Annotated in this window: 24 protein-coding genes, 1 pseudogene and 1 riboswitch; of the genes and pseudogenes, 22 read left to right on the top strand and 3 right to left on the bottom strand. The window is 46.4% G+C overall.

The features are described 5' to 3' along the window. The first annotated feature begins 43 nt into the window (after positions 1-43). The 16 genes from J6600_RS15305 to sufB all read left to right on the top strand — a co-directional run bounded on the left by J6600_RS15305 (position 44) and on the right by sufB (position 11,353). Positions 44-400, top strand: coding sequence for an arsenate reductase family protein (locus J6600_RS15305; RefSeq protein WP_003151843.1), 357 nt, complete (start codon positions 44-46; stop codon positions 398-400). 58 nt (positions 401-458) lie between these two features. Beyond that, positions 459-842, top strand: a complete 384-nt coding sequence (gcvH, locus tag J6600_RS15300) for a glycine cleavage system protein GcvH (protein ID WP_003151844.1) — start codon at positions 459-461, stop codon at positions 840-842. A gap of 54 nt (positions 843-896) precedes the next feature. Then, the gene (locus tag J6600_RS15295) at positions 897-1,133 is read left to right on the top strand and encodes a YusG family protein (protein ID WP_003151845.1); all 237 of its coding nucleotides are present in this window, start codon (positions 897-899) and stop codon (positions 1,131-1,133) included. Between the two features lie 69 nt (positions 1,134-1,202). Continuing rightward, on the top strand, positions 1,203-1,568 hold the full coding sequence (locus J6600_RS15290; protein WP_007410083.1) for a toprim domain-containing protein: 366 nt from the start codon (positions 1,203-1,205) through the stop codon (positions 1,566-1,568). A 2-nt stretch (positions 1,569-1,570) separates the two neighbouring features. Continuing rightward, on the top strand, positions 1,571-1,891 hold the full coding sequence (locus J6600_RS15285) for a thioredoxin family protein (RefSeq protein ID WP_003151847.1): 321 nt from the start codon (positions 1,571-1,573) through the stop codon (positions 1,889-1,891). Between the two features lie 95 nt (positions 1,892-1,986). Then, positions 1,987-2,337: an SCP2 sterol-binding domain-containing protein gene (locus J6600_RS15280; protein WP_007410085.1), complete on the top strand. Its 351-nt coding sequence runs from the start codon at positions 1,987-1,989 to the stop codon at positions 2,335-2,337. A gap of 111 nt (positions 2,338-2,448) precedes the next feature. Continuing rightward, a riboswitch (SAM riboswitch) is annotated at positions 2,449-2,555 on the top strand. Positions 2,556-2,659: 104 nt separating this feature from the next. Next, entirely contained in the window at positions 2,660-3,685 is a 1,026-nt protein-coding gene (gene metN / locus J6600_RS15275) for a methionine ABC transporter ATP-binding protein MetN (protein ID WP_003151850.1), read from the top strand. After that, entirely contained in the window at positions 3,678-4,346 is a 669-nt protein-coding gene (locus tag J6600_RS15270; protein WP_003151851.1) for a methionine ABC transporter permease, read from the top strand. Before metN ends, J6600_RS15270 begins: the two co-directional genes overlap by 8 nt. A 13-nt stretch (positions 4,347-4,359) precedes the next feature. Next, a complete protein-coding gene (gene metQ / locus J6600_RS15265) occupies positions 4,360-5,175 on the top strand; it encodes a methionine ABC transporter substrate-binding lipoprotein MetQ (protein WP_014418825.1) in 816 nt (271 codons plus the stop codon). Between the two features lie 92 nt (positions 5,176-5,267). Beyond that, positions 5,268-5,645: a carboxymuconolactone decarboxylase family protein gene (locus tag J6600_RS15260; protein ID WP_029973602.1), complete on the top strand. Its 378-nt coding sequence runs from the start codon at positions 5,268-5,270 to the stop codon at positions 5,643-5,645. 192 nt (positions 5,646-5,837) lie between these two features. Next, complete coding sequence (locus J6600_RS15255) at positions 5,838-5,990, top strand: YuzK family famiily protein (protein ID WP_003151857.1); 153 nt, start codon at positions 5,838-5,840, stop codon at positions 5,988-5,990. A 176-nt stretch (positions 5,991-6,166) separates the two neighbouring features. Then, positions 6,167-6,952 carry a Fe-S cluster assembly ATPase SufC gene (gene sufC, locus J6600_RS15250; RefSeq protein ID WP_003327022.1) on the top strand — a complete coding sequence of 262 codons (786 nt, stop codon included), beginning with the start codon at positions 6,167-6,169 and terminating at the stop codon, positions 6,950-6,952. A 17-nt stretch (positions 6,953-6,969) separates the two neighbouring features. Next, the gene (sufD, locus tag J6600_RS15245; RefSeq protein WP_014418824.1) at positions 6,970-8,283 is read left to right on the top strand and encodes a Fe-S cluster assembly protein SufD; all 1,314 of its coding nucleotides are present in this window, start codon (positions 6,970-6,972) and stop codon (positions 8,281-8,283) included. Continuing rightward, positions 8,283-9,503 carry a cysteine desulfurase SufS gene (sufS, locus tag J6600_RS15240; protein WP_014418823.1) on the top strand — a complete coding sequence of 407 codons (1,221 nt, stop codon included), beginning with the start codon at positions 8,283-8,285 and terminating at the stop codon, positions 9,501-9,503. The genes sufD and sufS overlap by 1 nt, the downstream gene beginning before the upstream one ends. Beyond that, complete coding sequence (sufU, locus tag J6600_RS15235) at positions 9,493-9,936, top strand: Fe-S cluster assembly sulfur transfer protein SufU (RefSeq protein WP_003151877.1); 444 nt, start codon at positions 9,493-9,495, stop codon at positions 9,934-9,936. Before sufS ends, sufU begins: the two co-directional genes overlap by 11 nt. A gap of 19 nt (positions 9,937-9,955) precedes the next feature. Continuing rightward, positions 9,956-11,353: a Fe-S cluster assembly protein SufB gene (gene sufB, locus J6600_RS15230; RefSeq protein WP_209387571.1), complete on the top strand. Its 1,398-nt coding sequence runs from the start codon at positions 9,956-9,958 to the stop codon at positions 11,351-11,353. A 35-nt stretch (positions 11,354-11,388) separates the two neighbouring features. Here the strand turns inward: sufB and csn are convergent, their stop codons facing one another. Together csn and J6600_RS15220 are read right to left on the bottom strand one after the other, a co-directional pair. Further along, complete coding sequence (gene csn / locus J6600_RS15225; protein ID WP_003151879.1) at positions 11,389-12,225, bottom strand: chitosanase; 837 nt, start codon at positions 12,223-12,225, stop codon at positions 11,389-11,391. A gap of 136 nt (positions 12,226-12,361) precedes the next feature. Continuing rightward, a complete protein-coding gene (locus J6600_RS15220; RefSeq protein ID WP_209387570.1) occupies positions 12,362-12,823 on the bottom strand; it encodes a DUF2691 family protein in 462 nt (153 codons plus the stop codon). Between the two features lie 73 nt (positions 12,824-12,896). On the opposite strand from J6600_RS15220, the gene J6600_RS15215 reads away from it, so the two are divergent. From J6600_RS15215 to J6600_RS15205, 3 genes are all read left to right on the top strand, one after another. Then, positions 12,897-13,598 (top strand): class I SAM-dependent methyltransferase, encoded by a 702-nt coding sequence (locus J6600_RS15215; protein WP_209387569.1) that lies wholly within the window; start codon positions 12,897-12,899, stop codon positions 13,596-13,598. Between the two features lie 37 nt (positions 13,599-13,635). After that, positions 13,636-14,751, top strand: coding sequence for an NAD(P)/FAD-dependent oxidoreductase (locus J6600_RS15210; RefSeq protein ID WP_209387568.1), 1,116 nt, complete (start codon positions 13,636-13,638; stop codon positions 14,749-14,751). Between the two features lie 65 nt (positions 14,752-14,816). Next, positions 14,817-15,191, top strand: coding sequence for a nucleotide excision repair endonuclease (locus J6600_RS15205; RefSeq protein WP_007410094.1), 375 nt, complete (start codon positions 14,817-14,819; stop codon positions 15,189-15,191). Positions 15,192-15,229: 38 nt separating this feature from the next. Here the strand turns inward: J6600_RS15205 and J6600_RS15200 are convergent, their stop codons facing one another. Next, complete coding sequence (locus tag J6600_RS15200; protein ID WP_007410095.1) at positions 15,230-15,502, bottom strand: DUF1648 domain-containing protein; 273 nt, start codon at positions 15,500-15,502, stop codon at positions 15,230-15,232. Positions 15,503-15,625: 123 nt separating this feature from the next. On the opposite strand from J6600_RS15200, the gene J6600_RS15195 reads away from it, so the two are divergent. The 3 genes and pseudogenes from J6600_RS15195 to J6600_RS15185 all read left to right on the top strand — a co-directional run bounded on the left by J6600_RS15195 (position 15,626) and on the right by J6600_RS15185 (position 17,680). After that, positions 15,626-16,156 (top strand): SdpA family antimicrobial peptide system protein, encoded by a 531-nt coding sequence (locus J6600_RS15195; RefSeq protein WP_017418969.1) that lies wholly within the window; start codon positions 15,626-15,628, stop codon positions 16,154-16,156. 32 nt (positions 16,157-16,188) lie between these two features. Continuing rightward, a pseudogene (locus J6600_RS15190) lies at positions 16,189-17,005 on the top strand (sporulation-delaying protein SdpB family protein); the annotation flags it as partial. An 84-nt stretch (positions 17,006-17,089) separates the two neighbouring features. Then, positions 17,090-17,680: a sporulation delaying protein family toxin gene (locus J6600_RS15185; protein WP_007410098.1), complete on the top strand. Its 591-nt coding sequence runs from the start codon at positions 17,090-17,092 to the stop codon at positions 17,678-17,680. The last annotated feature ends 31 nt before the right edge of the window (positions 17,681-17,711 follow it).

Here is a 17,711-nt window from a genome sequence, read left to right as displayed (position 1 = left end):
ATTGTGTTAAAATAACGACGATCATTTACAAGGGGTGAAGAAGATGTCGTTAAATTTTTACTGGTACCCTAAATGCGGAACGTGCCGTAATGCGAAAAAATGGCTGGAAGACCGCGGTAAGGAAATAAACGAAATACATATCGCGGAGGAAACTCCGTCGAAAGAAGAAATTAAAGACCTCTATGAAAAGAGCGGTCTTGAGCTCAAAAAGTTTTTCAACACGAGCGGAATGAAATACCGCGAACTGAACTTAAAGGAAAAACTGTACCATATGTCAGAGGATGAACAGCTCGAACTCCTGGCATCAGACGGTATGCTCCTGAAACGCCCGATTACGACAGACGGCGAAAAAGTCACTGTCGGCTTTAAAGAAGACCAATTCGAAAAATATTGGATGTAATGCCAGGTTCAAAGAATTATGGTATCTTCTTATTATAAGAAAAAATGGAGGGATTTAGATGAGCACACCGAAAGATATGCGTTATTCCAAAGAGCACGAATGGGTCAAAGTTGAGGACGGAAAAGCCCGCATCGGGATTACACATTTCGCGCAAGCCGAACTTGGCGACATCGTCTTTGTCGAGCTTCCGGAAGTCGGCGCCGAAATTAAAGCGGACGAGCCATTCGGCAGCGTGGAATCCGTCAAAACCGTATCCGAACTGTACGCACCGATTAACGGAACGGTGACGGAAGTGAACGAAGACCTTGATGACAGTCCTGAATTCGTAAACGAGTCTCCGTATGAAAAAGCGTGGATGATCGTCGTGGAACCGGCTGATGCTGAAGAAATCGAAAACCTCATGACTTCCGAGCAATATGACGAAATGACACAGGAAGACTGATCGGATAGCAAAGGGGCCATTTGGACATTCTATCTGTAACGGGAGGTGTCTAAAATGGCTTTTGATAAACAAAAGGTCGATGTGACGGAGAACGTTACGGGCCGCTTTCAAAACGGCCGGTTTTCCTTGTTTCATGAAAATGAAGCCATCGGCGAGATGACAGGCATGGACCAGTACGAGCTCAAACAGGGCTTTTCATTTGAAAATCAAAAATTTTATAAAACAGCCGATGTCATAAACGGCAGCGATCCGAAATATGTCGATTGCGATTATGAGAATGGCTGGTGTTAACAGTTGGCGGTGAATTTCACTGCCTTCTTTTTCAATCTGACGCTAAAACAATCGGCAGGTGACGCGCTTATGTACAACGGAGATGAAAAGGTCATTATCGTAGAAGGAAAATCTGATAAAATCAAAGTCAGGGAAGTGCTCATCGAACCCGCGGAAATCGTCTGTACTAACGGAACGATCGGCCAAACCGAACTGGAAGATTTGGCGGACCGCCTGTTTGACAGAGACGTCTATATTTTAACGGACGCAGATGACTCCGGAGAAAAATTAAGAAAACAGCTGAAACGGGAGCTTCCCGAAGCGCGCCATATTTATATAGACAGAACATACAGGCAAGTCGAGTCATGCCCGGGCCATCATCTCGCATCTGTGCTGATCAGAGCCGGCTTTGATGCTGACACTGTATTTTTGAAAAAGAACGACCTGAGGTGGTAACCATGAAAGAACTCCAAGAAAATGAACTCGAATCGATTCAGGATGACGTTTATCTCCTGTATTTGTACACCCCGTTTTGCGGCACATGCCAGCTGGCGTCCAAAATGCTTACTGTCGTTGAAGAAATGCTGCCCGGCGCCGCCTTCTATAAAAACAACGTGAATTATTCCCCCGCATTCGCCAAAGCCTATCAGATTGAAAGCGTTCCGTGCTTTTTGCTGTTTAAAGGCGGAGAGCTTGTTGAGAAAGGATACGCCTTCCGCTCCGTTTCCTATTTATATGAGCTGATTAAACAAAAAACATCGCAAACGTTCCCGATGTGACAATATTTACAGGAAAATGTCGTGCGGTTTATAAAGGGTTCTGTCCGTTAAAAAGAGAAAGTGTATGTATGGCCATTAAACGGGAGGTTATACGAGTGGAGAAAATAGAAGTTTCAGAGAATGACGGACAGCATCTGTTTTTGAAACCGCTATTAAACGCCTCAACTCTGCTGATTACATTCCAAGGAGAAACAGAAGCCTTAACGGTCTCAATTAACGGACAGGGAGAAATGAGAAAAACGTCGGTTTCAAAGGAAAAATCTAATTTGACCTTCTACGGAAACCAGACGGAAATCATCCATCTCCTTCATGGTGATGTCTCTTTGCAAAAGCTTATCCAAAGCGGAAAACTCAAAGTGAAAGGATCATTCAGAGCTCTGCTGAAGCTGGAGGCCATCCTCTGGCTGACAAACGGATTTTTTCAGGCGATCAGTAAACGGCCTTAAACTGCCAATCTACTATGTGACAATAGCTTCCAATATTTATTTTATTGACTTTTTATCATTCGCCGTGCTATTCTACAGTAAGAATTTCCGGACGAAAATACGATATGTTTTCTCTTATCAAGAGAGGTGGAGGGAAGTGCCCTATGAAGCCCGGCAACCATCAACGATGTTGAAATGGTGCCAATTCACTCGAAGCGGTCTGCTTTGAAAGATGAGAGAAAGGCCTTTTTCAATAAGCCTTTCTGCTCATTTTGCAGAAAGGCTTTTCTTTTGCGGAGAAACCCGGAAGATTTCTTAGAATAGTGTAAGGCGGGTGATTGCTTTGATCCATCTTCAAAATGTTTCAAAAATTTACAAAGCGAAGCATGGGGATGTCAATGCTGTCCAAGATGTCACTCTTGATATCAAAAAGGGCGAAATATTTGGAATTATAGGATATAGCGGAGCTGGTAAAAGTTCCTTAATCCGTCTCCTGAACGGCCTTGAAAAGCCGACGTCGGGAACCGTGGAAGTCGCGGGGACGGAATTAAATAAAGTAAGCAGCCGCGGGCTGAGAAAAGCGCGCCAGGAAATCAGCATGATCTTCCAGCATTTTAACCTTTTGTGGTCGCGCACCGTCCGGGAGAACATTATGTTCCCGCTGGAAATCGCCGGCGTGAAAAAAAGCGAACGGGTCCGCCGCGCTGATGAATTGATTAAACTGGTCGGATTAGAGGGGAAAGAAAAATCTTATCCGTCGCAGCTGAGCGGCGGTCAAAAGCAGCGTGTCGGCATCGCCCGGGCGCTCGCCAATAATCCGAAAGTCCTTCTGTGCGATGAAGCGACATCAGCGCTCGATCCGCAGACGACCGATTCAATTTTGGATCTTTTATCCGATATAAATGACAGACTCGGTCTGACGATCGTGCTCATTACCCATGAAATGCACGTCATCCGAAAAATCTGCAACAGAGTCGCCGTCATGGAAAACGGGAAAGTCGTTGAAGAAGGCGAAGTACTCCAAGTTTTCAGAAACCCGCGCGAACCGATGACTAAGCGTTTCGTTCAGCAGGTGACAGAACCGGAGGAGACGAAAGAAACCATCCAGCATTTTCTGCAGGAAACAGCGACAGGAAAAACGATTCAGCTTTCATTTGTCGGGCAGGCCGCCGAGCAGCCCCTCATTACGGAAATGATCCGAAACTTTGATGTGGACGTCAATATTCTGCAGGGGAAAATTTCACAGACGAAGGACGGAGCCTACGGTTCTTTATTCATTCATATTGACGGTCAGGAAAAAGAAGTAGAAAACGTGATCCGGTTCATCAAAGACAAACAGGTAGAAGCAGAGGTGATCACAAATGTTTGAAAAATGGTTCCCGAACGTTGATATAACCGAGCTGTGGACGGCCACATACGAGACCCTTTATATGACGGTCATCGCATTAGTTTTTTCATTTATCATCGGAGCGATTCTCGGTCTTCTGCTCTTTTTAACGGGCAAGGGAAGCTTATGGGAAAATAAAATCATTAACACCGTGATTGCGGCGGTCGTTAATATTTTCAGGTCTATTCCGTTTCTTATTTTAATTATTCTGCTTCTCGGCTTTACTAAGATTTTGGTCGGATCGATTTTAGGACCGAACGCCGCATTGCCGGCGCTGATTATCGGCTCCGCGCCGTTTTACGCCCGTCTTGCGGAAATTGCGCTCCGGGAAGTCGATAAAGGAGTCATCGAAGCTGCCAGATCAATGGGAGCAAAGACATCGACGATTATCTTCAAAGTGCTGATTCCTGAATCAATGCCTGCGTTAATTTCAGGCATCACCGTTACGGCCATCGCCCTGATCGGATCTACCGCCATTGCCGGCGCCATCGGTTCAGGCGGACTCGGAAACCTTGCATATGTAGAAGGCTACCAGTCCAATAATACGGATGTAACGTTTGTAGCGACAGTATTTATACTCATCATCGTCTTTATCATTCAGATTATCGGTGATGTAATTACAAATATAATAGACAAAAGATAAGGGAGGATTTACATTGAAAAAGATTGTATTAAGTGCGCTGCTGCTTGTGTTCGCGGGAGTTTTGGCCGCCTGCGGGTCAAACGGCTCAAATAAAAAGGAAATCGTCGTCGCCGCGACAAAAACACCGCATGCTGAAATCTTAAAAGAAGCGGAACCGCTCTTGAAGGAAAAAGGCTACACATTAAAAGTAAAAGTGCTGAACGATTACAAAATGTACAACAAAGCGTTAGCTGATAATGAAGTGGATGCGAACTTCTTCCAGCACGTTCCTTACCTTGAACAGGAAATGAAAGAAAATAAAGATTACAAACTCGTGAATGCCGGAGCCGTTCACCTTGAGCCATTCGGAATTTACACGAAAAAATACAAATCACTGAAAGACCTGCCTAAAGGCGCGACCATCATCATGACGAACAATGTCGCTGAACAAGGCCGTATGCTGGCGATGCTTGAAAAAGCCGGACTGATCACACTTGATCCGAAGGTAAAAACGATTGAAGCCACTACGAAAAACATTACGAAAAACCCGAAAAACCTGACATTCAAAAAAATCGCCCCTGAATTAACGGCGAAAGCATATAATGAAGAAGAAGGCGATGCAGTCTTCATTAACGTCAACTATGCGATTCAAAACAAACTGAATCCGTTAAAAGATGCGATTGAAGTGGAATCAACGAAAAACAACCCGTACGCAAACATCATCGCCGTACGCAAAGGTGACGAAAAATCAGAGAAAATCAAAGCGCTTATGGAAGTGCTTCACTCTAAGAAAATCAAAGACTTTATTGAGAAAAAATACGACGGAGCCGTGCTTCCCGTATCTGAATAAAGCGAAAACCCCGGATGAATCATCCGGGGTTTTTTTCGGGTATTAATCGGAGAACTGTCCATAATAAAAAGGAAAGTTAACGATTGGAGGGAATGGCAGTGGCCCAATACCAGGATAACGGGAAAAGCGTGCATGACGCATTGAAACAATATAAAGAAGGTTTAGGCATATTCGAGCAAAAAATGCCGATGATGGGGCGGAAGTTTAATGAATTTACTGAACAGTGTTTCTCTGCGGATTCATTAACTGAAAAAGAGAAACAATTAATCGCTCTGGGCATCAGCATCAGCGCTCAAGATGAATTTTGCATGATTTATCATACGAAGGGCTGCCTTGACCAAGGGGCGACAGAAGAAAACATCCTTGAGGTCATCGGCGTCGCGGCGGCATTCGGGGGCGGCGCGGCTCTCAGTCAGGGAGTGACCCTCGTGCAGCAGTGCATTCAGGAATTCGGACATACGACGCATTAGAAAGAGCAATCGTGTGAATACCGTTTTTCAGATAAAGCGAGCGCCGGTTTTCGGCACATTCGAAAGGATTCAGGGGCACACTCTCTTTGGCCGGAGCAGAGGATCATTGTTACAATAGAAACAAATATATGAAGGGATTGATTCATTATCTGCACCAGCCACGAGAGACTGGACCTTGACTATACGCCTGAAATGGAAAAAGCGATGCAGAAGTCACACGGCATCGGCTACGAGGAATACGGACGGCGTCTTTCAAAAAGGATGGAAGTCGAACGGCAGAGGGAGCTTGAATATCAAAAAAGCAAGTTCCTCGCAGCGCAGCTTAATGAGAAAATCGGTCAGTAAAAAAGGGTGGATTTCCGCCCTTTTTCTGTTTCAAACAGCTTTAATTACGCCTTGATCTTTGATAAACTTTAGGAATGTTCCGGGTAATATAAAAAGTTGTATTTACTTTTCATTTGTTATAAAATTAGAATGAGAATAAATTGAGAATAATGATTATATATTTTGGAGGTATAGATATGGCTGCTTCAACATTAACGATCAAGGATCTTCACGTTGAAATCGAAGGAAAAGAGATCTTAAAAGGTGTAAACCTTGAAATAAAAGGCGGCGAATTCCACGCTGTCATGGGGCCGAACGGTACCGGTAAATCCACGCTCTCAGCAGCGATTATGGGACACCCGAAATACGAAGTTACAAAAGGCAGCATCACGCTTGACGGCAAGGATGTACTGGAAATGGAAGTGGACGAGCGCGCTCAGGCGGGTCTTTTCCTTGCAATGCAGTACCCAAGCGAAATCAGCGGTGTGACAAATGCCGATTTCCTTCGCTCTGCGATTAACGCCCGCCGTGAAGAAGGCGATGAAATTTCTCTTATGAAATTCATCCGCAAAATGGACGAAAACATGGAGTTCCTTGAAATGGACCCTGAAATGGCGCAGCGTTACCTGAACGAAGGTTTCTCAGGCGGGGAGAAAAAACGCAACGAAATCCTTCAGCTTATGATGATCGAGCCGAAAATCGCCATTCTTGACGAGATCGATTCAGGTCTTGATATCGATGCGCTTAAAGTCGTTTCTAAAGGAATTAACAGAATGCGCAGCGAAAACTTCGGCTGCTTAATGATCACTCACTACCAGCGCCTTCTGAACTACATCACGCCTGATGTCGTTCACGTTATGATGCAGGGACGCGTAGTGAAATCCGGCGGCGCGGAGCTTGCACAGCGCCTTGAAGCGGAAGGTTATGACTGGATTAAACAAGAACTAGGCATTGAAGACGAAACTGTAGGCCAAGAAGCGTAAGCGTTAGGGGGATAATCATGACATTGGAAACGAAACTATCCGTAGATCAGGAATATGTCAAAGGCTTTTCCGAAAAGCATCAAGAACCTGCCTGGCTGAAAAACCTGCGCTTACAGGCTCTTGAAAAAGCTGAAGATCTGCCGCTGCCTAAGCCTGATAAAACAAAAATCACAAATTGGAACTTTACAAAGTTCAACAAGCATACAGTAGAAAATGCGCCGCTTGCTTCTTTAGAAGATTTAGCTGATGAAGCAAAAGCGCTGATCGATATCGAAAACGAAGACAAAACGTTATATGTGCAGCGTGACCAAACGCCCGCTTTCCTTTCTCTTTCCAAAGAACTGAAAGATAAAGGCGTCATCTTTACGGACATCTTAACGGCTGCCCGTGAGCACAGCGACCTCGTTGAGAAGTATTTCATGAAAGACGGCGTTAAGGTCGACGAGCATAAACTGACTGCGCTTCATGCAGCATTAATGAACGGCGGGGCATTCCTTTATGTTCCTAAAAACGTTCAGGTGGAGACGCCTGTTCAGGCCGTTTACGTTCATGAAAGCAATGACACGGCATTGTTCAACCACGTGCTGATCGTCGCTGAAGACCACAGCTCCGTCACTTACGTTGAGAACTACATCAGCACGGTGAATCCGAAAGAAGCTGTATTCAACATTATCAGTGAAGTGGTCACAGCTGATAATGCCAGCGTGACGTACGGTGCCGTTGACAACCTGTCAGCAGGCGTCACAACATACGTCAACCGCCGCGGAGCCGCGCGCGGACGCGACAGCAAAATCGAGTGGGCGCTCGGACTGATGAACGACGGCGACACGATTTCTGAAAACACGACAAACCTCTACGGAGACGGCACATACGGCGATACGAAAACCGTAGTTGTCGGAAGAGGAGAACAGACGGAAAACTTTACGACGCAGATCATCCACTTCGGTAAGGCTTCTGAAGGCTATATCCTGAAGCACGGAGTCATGAAAGATGCCGCATCTTCCATCTTTAACGGAATCGGCAAAATCGAGCACGGCGCGTCTAAAGCAAACGCTGAACAGGAATCCCGCGTTCTGATGCTGAGTGAAAAAGCACGCGGAGATGCAAACCCGATTCTTTTAATTGATGAAGACGATGTAACTGCAGGACATGCGGCATCTGTCGGCCGTGTGGACCCGATCCAGCTTTACTACTTAATGAGCCGCGGAATTCCGAAAGAAGAAGCGGAGCGCTTAGTCATTTACGGATTCCTTGCTCCGGTGGTAAAAGAGCTTCCGATTGAAGGAGTTAAGAAACAGCTCGTCTCCGTCATCGAAAGGAAAGTAAAATAATGAATATCACCGATATTCGTGAACAGTTCCCGATCCTTCATCAGCAAGTGAACGGACATGACCTCGTGTACCTTGACAGCGCGGCGACTTCCCAGAAGCCGCGTGCTGTCATTGAAGCAGTGGATCAGTATTACAACAAATACAACTCCAATGTACACAGAGGCGTTCATACTCTTGGCACGAGAGCGACAGATGGCTATGAAGGTGCGCGTGAAAAAGTCCGTAAGTTTATCAATGCGAAGTCAATGGCTGAGGTCATTTTCACAAAAGGCACGACAACTTCACTGAATATGGTGGCGCTGAGCTATGCCCGCGCCAGCTTAAAACCCGGTGATGAAGTGGTCATCACCCAAATGGAGCATCATGCGAATATCATTCCGTGGCAGCAGGCTGTCAAAGCAACCGGCGCGACTTTAAAATATATCCCGATGCAGGAAGACGGCACGCTATCGTTGGACGACGTCCGGCAGACTGTTACAAGCCATACGAAGATCGTGGCAGTCGCTCATGTGTCAAACGTGCTCGGCACGATCAACCCGATTAAAGAGATCGCCAAAATTGCTCATGACAATGGCGCGGTCATCGTGGTGGACGGGGCGCAAAGCACACCGCACATGAAAATCGACGTTCAGGACTTGGATTGCGACTTCTTCGCGCTTTCTTCCCATAAAATGTGCGGCCCGACGGGAATCGGCGTGCTGTACGGCAAGAAAGAACTGCTTGAGAATATGGAGCCGGCCGAATTTGGCGGCGAGATGATCGACTTTGTAGGGCTTTATGAATCAACTTGGAAAGAGCTTCCGTGGAAATTTGAAGCAGGCACGCCGATTATCGCAGGCGCGATCGGATTGGGAGCCGCGATTGATTTTCTTGAAGAGATCGGACTCGACGAGATTTCCCGGCATGAGCATAAGCTTGCAGCCTATGCGCTTGACCGTTTCGAGCAGCTAGACGGCGTGACGGTATACGGTCCGAAAGAGCGGGCGGGACTTGTGACATTTAATCTTGATGAGGTTCACCCTCATGATGTCGCGACTGTCCTCGATGCTGAGGGCATTGCGGTCAGAGCCGGCCATCATTGCGCCCAGCCGCTCATGAAATGGCTGGATGTATCTGCTACTGCGAGAGCGAGTTTTTATCTGTATAATACAGAGGAAGAGATCGATAAGCTCGCGGAAGCCCTTCAAAAGACAAAGGAGTACTTTACAAATGTCTTTTAATGCAAATTTAGATACATTATACAGACAAGTGATCATGGATCATTACAAAAATCCGCGCAACAAAGGGGTTTTGGATGACAGCATCGTCGTCGATATGAACAACCCGACTTGCGGCGACCGGATCAGACTGACAATGAAGCTTGACGGCGATACCGTTCAGGAAGCGAAGTTTGAAGGAGAAGGCTGCTCCATCTCCATGGCTTCAGCTTCCATGATGACGCAGGCGATTAAAGGAAAAGATATTGATACCGCCCTTTCCATGTCTAAGATTTTCTCAGACATGATGCAAGGGAAAGAGTATGACGACTCAATAGATCTCGGGGATATTGAAGCCCTTCAAGGCGTTTCGAAATTCCCGGCCCGGATTAAATGTGCCACCCTTTCATGGAAAGCACTTGAAAAAGGAGTCGCTGGCGAAAAAGGCGGCAATTAAAAGATTGGAGTGAAAATGGATGGCTAAAAAAATGCCTGAAATTGGTGAATACAAGTACGGTTTTCACGATAAGGACGTTTCCATTTTCCGTTCAGAGCGCGGATTGACAAAAGAAATCGTAGAAGAAATTTCACGCATGAAAGAAGAGCCTCAATGGATGCTTGATTTCCGCCTGAAATCTCTTGAGCATTTCTACAACTTGCCGATGCCGCAGTGGGGCGGGGATTTAAACTCTTTAAACTTTGACGAAATTACGTATTACGTAAAGCCGTCTGAGCGTTCAGAGCGTTCTTGGGATGAAGTGCCTGAGGAAATTAAACAGACATTCGACAAACTCGGTATTCCTGAAGCTGAGCAAAAATACCTTGCCGGTGTTTCTGCACAGTACGAATCCGAAGTTGTGTACCACAATATGAAAGAAGATCTTGAAGAGCAAGGCATCGTCTTCAAAGACACAGACAGCGCGCTGAAAGAAAATGAAGACATTTTCCGCGAGCACTGGGCGAAAGTTATCCCGCCGACTGATAACAAGTTTGCGGCGCTGAACTCAGCTGTTTGGTCCGGCGGATCTTTCATCTACGTGCCTAAAGGCGTGAAGGTTGAAACACCGCTTCAAGCTTACTTCCGCATCAACTCCGAAAACATGGGTCAGTTCGAACGTACGCTGATCATCGTTGACGAAGAAGCAAGCGTTCATTACGTAGAGGGCTGTACGGCTCCTGTGTACACAACAAACTCGCTTCACAGCGCGGTTGTTGAAATCATCGTCAAAAAAGGCGGCTACTGCCGTTATACAACAATTCAAAACTGGGCGAACAACGTTTACAACCTAGTAACGAAACGTACGGTTTGTGAAGAAAACGCGACGATGGAATGGGTTGACGGAAACATCGGTTCTAAATTGACGATGAAATATCCGGCTGTCATTCTGAAAGGTGAAGGCGCGCGCGGCATGACGCTTTCTATCGCTCTTGCGGGCAAAGGACAGCATCAGGACGCGGGTGCGAAAATGATTCACCTTGCACCGAATACGTCATCCACAATCGTATCAAAATCGATTTCCAAACAGGGCGGAAAAGTAACATACCGCGGTATCGTCCACTTCGGACGAAAAGCGGACGGCGCCCGTTCAAACATCGAGTGTGATACGCTCATTATGGATAACAAATCAACTTCTGATACAATCCCTTACAATGAAATCCTGAACGACAACATTTCATTGGAGCACGAAGCGAAAGTATCAAAAGTATCTGAAGAACAGCTTTTCTACTTGATGAGCCGCGGTATTTCTGAAGAAGAAGCAACAGAAATGATCGTTATGGGCTTCATCGAGCCGTTCACAAAAGAACTTCCGATGGAATACGCAGTTGAAATGAACCGTTTGATTAAATTCGAAATGGAAGGTTCCATCGGTTAATAGTAAAACCCCGCCATATGGCGGGGTTTTTTTGTTTATTGAATAGTGAAATTACCGTATTCGCTTGACCGGACATGAATCGGCCCGTTTAAATTGTAGTTCTTCTCTTTGACAATATCTCGGAAAACGTCGACACGGGCAACCGATTCTCTCCATTCATCCTGAGTGTCCTCATCTGACGGATTCATCAGATCGTCATAGCGCACATCCAAGAATTTATTGAGCCATTTCTTTTCATCAGTTCCGTCTTTCGGTGACCCGCCCATTTTTTTGTTCGTGCGTTTAATCAGGGCATAAAAGGAGTCCGGATCATCGCCGTCGCCATGCTGAATCACCGTATCGTACATCACTGCTTTTGCCAAGGCCGTTTTCAGTCCGGCATTTTCTGAACGTTTCATCGCCGGCTGATAATACAAGCTGTCATTTACCTTATCTTGGGCAGCGCGGAAGGCTTTATCATTGCCAAGTGAGCGCCAGGCAGAAGCGAATCCTTTCAGATTGCTGATGTCATCGCTTTCGTCCTTCGCAAGACGCCGCAATTCAGGCAAATACTTTTTCAATTTGTTATTCGGCACCGCTTTCGTGTATACTTCGACTACTTCCAGCGCATCTCCGGTAGCCGTCGTAAAGCCGGCCCGCCCGCAAGTGTAACCTCTTCCGTCATCCAACGCTTCAACATATCCGTATTGGATTTCCGTCTTTCCGTTTTCAAAGATGCTGGTCAGCTGTTCCGCCCGGCGCTTCTGATCCTTATTCAGCCCGGCCGCAAAAACCGTACCGCTCATCATCAGGGTAAAAAACATGGTGAAAATAAGAGATGAAACCGCCGTCTTCTTCCAAAAACCTGCTTTTTTCTTCAAGCTGATTTTCATTGCCATACCCCTTTCATATGTAAGTTACGCACTCAGTATACATGAGGGGGTTGTTTTTTTGTTGAAAACACACGAATTTGTCAATATTTTGAATCCTAAGCCCTATCCGGCGCTTCATAAAAAGAACGCACCTTCATCAGACAGACAATCCCGTTCTCGCGTCATTCTCATCTGTAACATAGTCAACGCGGTGAAACCCGCATTGTACAGCCTGCTGATAAAGGGCTTCGAACATAACCGGATCTTTGCAATATAACGTTACATACGAGCAATCTGCAATGAGAAGCACAAGCTCAGAGGAACTCTCCAAATATTCCTCATACGTATTGATTTCCGTTACCATCCCGCCCGGGAAAGCTTTCAATTCAGCAAAAATCATATAATAAGGGTTTCCTTCCAGACGCTGACGGAGTTCTTGACCCTGAATGATGCGCTGATTTTGCGGAAACAGGTCTGTATCGGTGTCTTCTTTGAATTCAGTATACGCCTCTCCATCACCGATAAACCACGTATAGGAAGAGATGGGGAACGGTTGTAATATATCTGCCGCAAACCGTCCGAATTGATTTGGGATGTTAAAAGTAATGCCGCGTTTCATATGGTCGTATCTCCTTTCGGATTTTGAATATTATGGTATAATAGTTGGATAAATATTGAAAGGACTTGACGGTATGACAACACGATACGGAATTGATGCGCCTTATGGGGCTTTTGGGTTTATCCTGCTTGCGATCCTTTATGCCGCAGGCACGTTATGCGGCATGATTCCTCTTTTCTGGGGCTGGCTGACGGGCGCCTTGTTTTTAGTGCTCGGACTTTGGATGCTCTTGTATTCAACGGCCATTAAACTTTCACACCGCCACCGCATTCTTGCGCTTTCCGGTTTAAAGCCGGACATGAAGGTGCTTGATATTGGGACGGGACGGGGGCTGCTAGCCATCGCCGCGGCTCAAAAAGGCGCTGACGTCTCAGCGATTGACAAATGGTCAGGCTGGGATCTGGGCGGAAACGGGAGAGACGCATTTGAAAAGAACAGACGGGCAGAAGGAGCGCCGGAAATTGATTTGTATGACGGACTCGCGCAAGACATGCCGTTTCCTGATAAAACGTTTGACCTTGTCATTTCGCATTTTGTCGTACACAACATTTCAGGCAGAAAAGAGAGGGAACGGGCGATTGCGGAAATGGTGAGGGTGCTGAAGCCTGGCGGCACATTGGCCGTGTCAGATATAAAAAATACATCACAATACAGAGCAATTCTTGAGGAAAACGGCTTTCAGACAAGAACGTATTCCTTTTATTATACGTTTCCGTTTTCGAAACTCATCATTGCCGTCAGGACTCCGGTAGGAACCGGGCGCTCCATTTGTTAAAATAAATAAGACAAAACAGATAGAAAAGGTGTTACACATGAAGTCTTATATGATTATCGGGGCCGGCATTCTCGGTGCGTCCGCGGCTTATCATCTCGCAAAGGCCGGGGCGGATGTAACGGTCATTGACCGGAAACACCCGGGGCAGGCGACTGACGCCGCGGCGGGGATCGTTTGCCCGTGGCTGTCGCAGCGGCGCAATCAGGCATGGTATGCGATCGCAAAAGGCGGCGCCCGTTATTATGAACGATTGATACAGCAGCTTGAAGCTGACGGAGAAACAGAAACCGGTTATCAAAAGGTCGGTGCCGTCAGCCTCCATACGGATGAAAAAAAGCTCAGCCAAATGGAGGAAAGAGCTTATAAAAGAAGAGAAGACGCCCCTGAAATCGGTGACATTACAAGACTGACACCGGCAGAAACGAAGGCATTGTTTCCCGCGCTGTCGGAGGAATACGGGGCGGTTCATGTCAGCGGCGCGGCCCGGGTGAACGGGAGGGCGCTTCGTAAGGCGCTGTTAAACGCGGCCGTTAAGCACGGCGCGGCTGTTTACAATGAAGAAGCGTCAATATTGACAGAGGGCGGTGCCGTCATCGGTGTGAAAACCGCAGAACGCACGCTTACTGCCGGCCAGGTTCTCGTAACGGCCGGCGCTTGGGCGAGAGAGCTGCTTGAACCGCTCGGCATCCGTTTTTCAGTATCATACCAAAAGGCGCAGATCGTTCATTTAGAGCTTCAGGGAGAGGATACGGGCGGCTGGCCCGTCGTCATGCCCCCAAACGATCAATACATTCTCGCCTTTGACAGCGGCAGAATCATAGCGGGCGCGACTCATGAAAACGATACCGGCATGGATTTGCGGGTGACGGCCGGCGGCCTCCGTGAGATTTTTGACAAAGCATTAACTGTGGCGCCGGGCCTTTCAGACAGTACTGTAATAGAGACAAGAGTCGGTTTCAGGCCGTTTACTCCCGGTTTTCTTCCCGTCATCGGCAAAGTGCCGAATATCAGCGGGCTCCTCGTTGCCAACGGGCTGGGCGCCTCAGGGCTGACGAGCGGGCCGTATCTGGGCGCTGAACTGGCGAAACTCGCGCTCGGTCAGCAGACGGAAATTGATTTAAGTCTTTATGATCCGACCGGGGCGCTTGAATAAAAAATAGCTTTTGGCGCATTCTTATGATAGGATGGAGCTTTAATGAATAAGAGGACGTGACCCATTTGATAAAAATAAACCTTCCTGCTCCTGATGTAACCATTACGGAACGTCAGCAGTCACCGTCGGAGAATGAACCGGCGATTAAAGCGATTTACGGTTTCATTGATTTTCACCAAATTCCGAGAGACAAAGGCGGCATATTTATGTTTTATAACATTCATGATGAGCTGCTGTTTGTCGGGAAAGCCCGTAAATTAAGACAAAGAATCAAAAAGCATTTTGAAGACAATGTGTCGCCTGTTAAACATCACAGGGACGAAGTGTATAAAATTGAAGTATGTGTCGTAAATGATCCGATGGAAAGGGAGATTTACGAAACGTACGCGATCAATACCCTTCAGTCGAAATACAACATTGAGAAAGTATTTTATAAATAAGAAAAACCGGAGCTTAAGGGCTCCGGTTTTCTTTATGTTTACAGTGCCAGCCACATCACGGCAATATGCACGATCAGCAGACAGTAAACGACGAGGAATAGCTGGACGACCTTTTTTCTGAATAACATGCAGATCATCATGAGCACAGGAAAAATCAGGACGCCGGCCGTTTTATTGATTGATGTATTCGGACGGTTTGACACGTCATAGTGAATGGCCATATCAGCAGGAAGAAACGGATAAAACACAATCGACAGAATAAAGGCGAGAACCACAGCTCCCCACAGCACCTTATCATTCATCAAAAACATATGAACACTCCTTTTTTACATATAATAGTATATTAGTTCGAAAAATCTAATTTATCAATATTTTAACTGTTGATTGGTGTATAATCATGTCAATGAAATTTCCATACGCTAGGAGGGTTTCAATTGACTGACAAGAAGCAAACCAGCATGTTTTCATTCTTTCTTTTTATCATGGCCGCCTGGATCATCGTTTTGTTTTTTACCGTCATCGCGGCACTGCCAAGCTCCGCCATCCAATTAACCAAGCATCAATCCAAAACCGTTTCCATGATTTATCCGCAAAGCTGGGGATTTTTCAGTAAAGATCCGAGAGAAGACAGCTTGAACATCTATCTTCTTGATGCCGATGAGGAGCTCAGATGGCCGAATAATTCTCTGAAAAATGTGATCGGCTTAAACCGCTACGGGCGGACGCAAGGGATAGAGCTCGGCCTTATGCTGGAAAAGCTGCCTTCCAAAGAGAAGTGGAATGACTTTTCGGCTGGCCAAGACTTTAAGGATACCACATTTTTGAAAATGAAAAATGAGTCCCCCTCCCCAAGGCTGAAAGGGAAAATGATCATTACATATGAACGCATTACCCCGTGGGCATGGAGCCAGCATACCGAAACGAAAAGAACCATCAAAAAATACATCGGAGTGGATGTCAATTGATTCAGGATGCAAAAAAGCAGCTCACCTTATGGATGATGAAGAATCCGCCTTGGACAAATGTGTACGGGCTTGCCAGAAGCTTAATCGCGCTCGGCACGCTGCTGACATTGCTGTTCAATCCGGCATCTGTCTTCTTCAAAACGCAAAATCAAATGCTCAGCTTTTCCGACACGTTCAGCCTGTTTCTGCTGTTTCCCGATTTCCGTTACATTGAGATCGTCAAAGCCGTTTGTATCTGTATGTTAATCCTTGTCGTCATTGGCTGGCGGCCGCGAATCACCGGTTTTTTTCACTGGTGGATTTCGTACAGCTTCCAAAACTCCGCCGTTACCCTTGACGGAGGAGATCAGGTGGCTGCCGTTTTTACACTGCTGCTGCTCCCGCTGACGTTAACCGATCCGCGGAAATGGCACTGGTCTCCGTACGAGGCGTCTTTTGAGAAAAGGCCGCTTGAGCCTTATTACCGCTCCTTGTGCTGGGCGACGCTGACAATCATCAGAATACAGGTCGCAATGCTGTATTTTAACTCCGTCATTGCCAAACTGATGGAAGAAGAGTGGCAGAACGGAACTGCCGTTTATTACTATTTGAACGATCCGATGCTGGGTCTGCCGGATGCGCTTCACGGTCTGTTTGACTTTATCCTGCAGTCCAAGCTTGTCATCATCCCGACTTGGGGCACGCTTATTGTGCAAACCATTATGTTCTGCGCTTTGTTCGCTCCGAAAACATATTGGCGTCTGATATTGTTTATATCCATTTTTATGCACGAAATCTTTGCCGTTATGCTGGGGCTTACCTCGTTTTCCATTACGGTGGCTGGTATTTTGGTCCTGTTTTTGGTGCCGGCAGAGAAAACAGTAGCTTTGAACCATTACAATCCCCTTTTTATCAGATACAATTTTTTCAATAAAAGGAAAAGGAGGAAATTATATGGTTAAAAGCAAGAAGTCCGCAGCTGCCATGATGCTGGTGTTTGTTTTAATGGTTGCATTAGTCGGCCCGCATGCCGCGGCGAAAACTGAGCCATCCGTCTCTTATTCGGGTGAAGACATTTTTTCCGGCATCTTTTTCGGACAAGGTGAGGTCGCAAAGCTCCTTCCTGAAGTATGGGATACCAAGGCTGTCAAAAAGATTGATCAGGATGAATTAAAGCAAGTTTCCGATCAGGTGATCGCTGATATTAAAAAGTCATCGCCGGATTATTTTAAAGAGTTGAAAGCGGCGGTCTACAGCGGCGATTATGAGAAAGTGAACAGCGTCATTGATCAAGGTTCGCAGATTATGGCGAAAGTGCTGAAAGAAGAGTTTGACAAAAAGAGCATGGACAAAGGAAAATCAACGGCCATCGGCCAATGCGCAACGGCTGTATGGGTATTTTTAAACGCGGCGGCCGCCATTGAGACGATCGCTCTTGCGGTAGCGGCCATCATTTTGACAGTAGCAAGCGTTGACGAAGATTCCGACTTAGGAAAAGAGCAGCTCATCGCTAATGTCGTTGACCGCATTAACGCGCAGCACTGAGGCTGAAGAAAGAAAACGCTAAGGAGACGAA

Origin of the sequence: Bacillus sp. LJBV19, assembly GCF_017797845.1 — a bacterium.
Taxonomy (GTDB): Bacteria; Bacillota; Bacilli; order Bacillales; family Bacillaceae; genus Bacillus; species Bacillus velezensis.
Note: the sequence above shows the minus strand (reverse complement) of the source record. Positions and strands in the feature narration are given on the sequence as shown.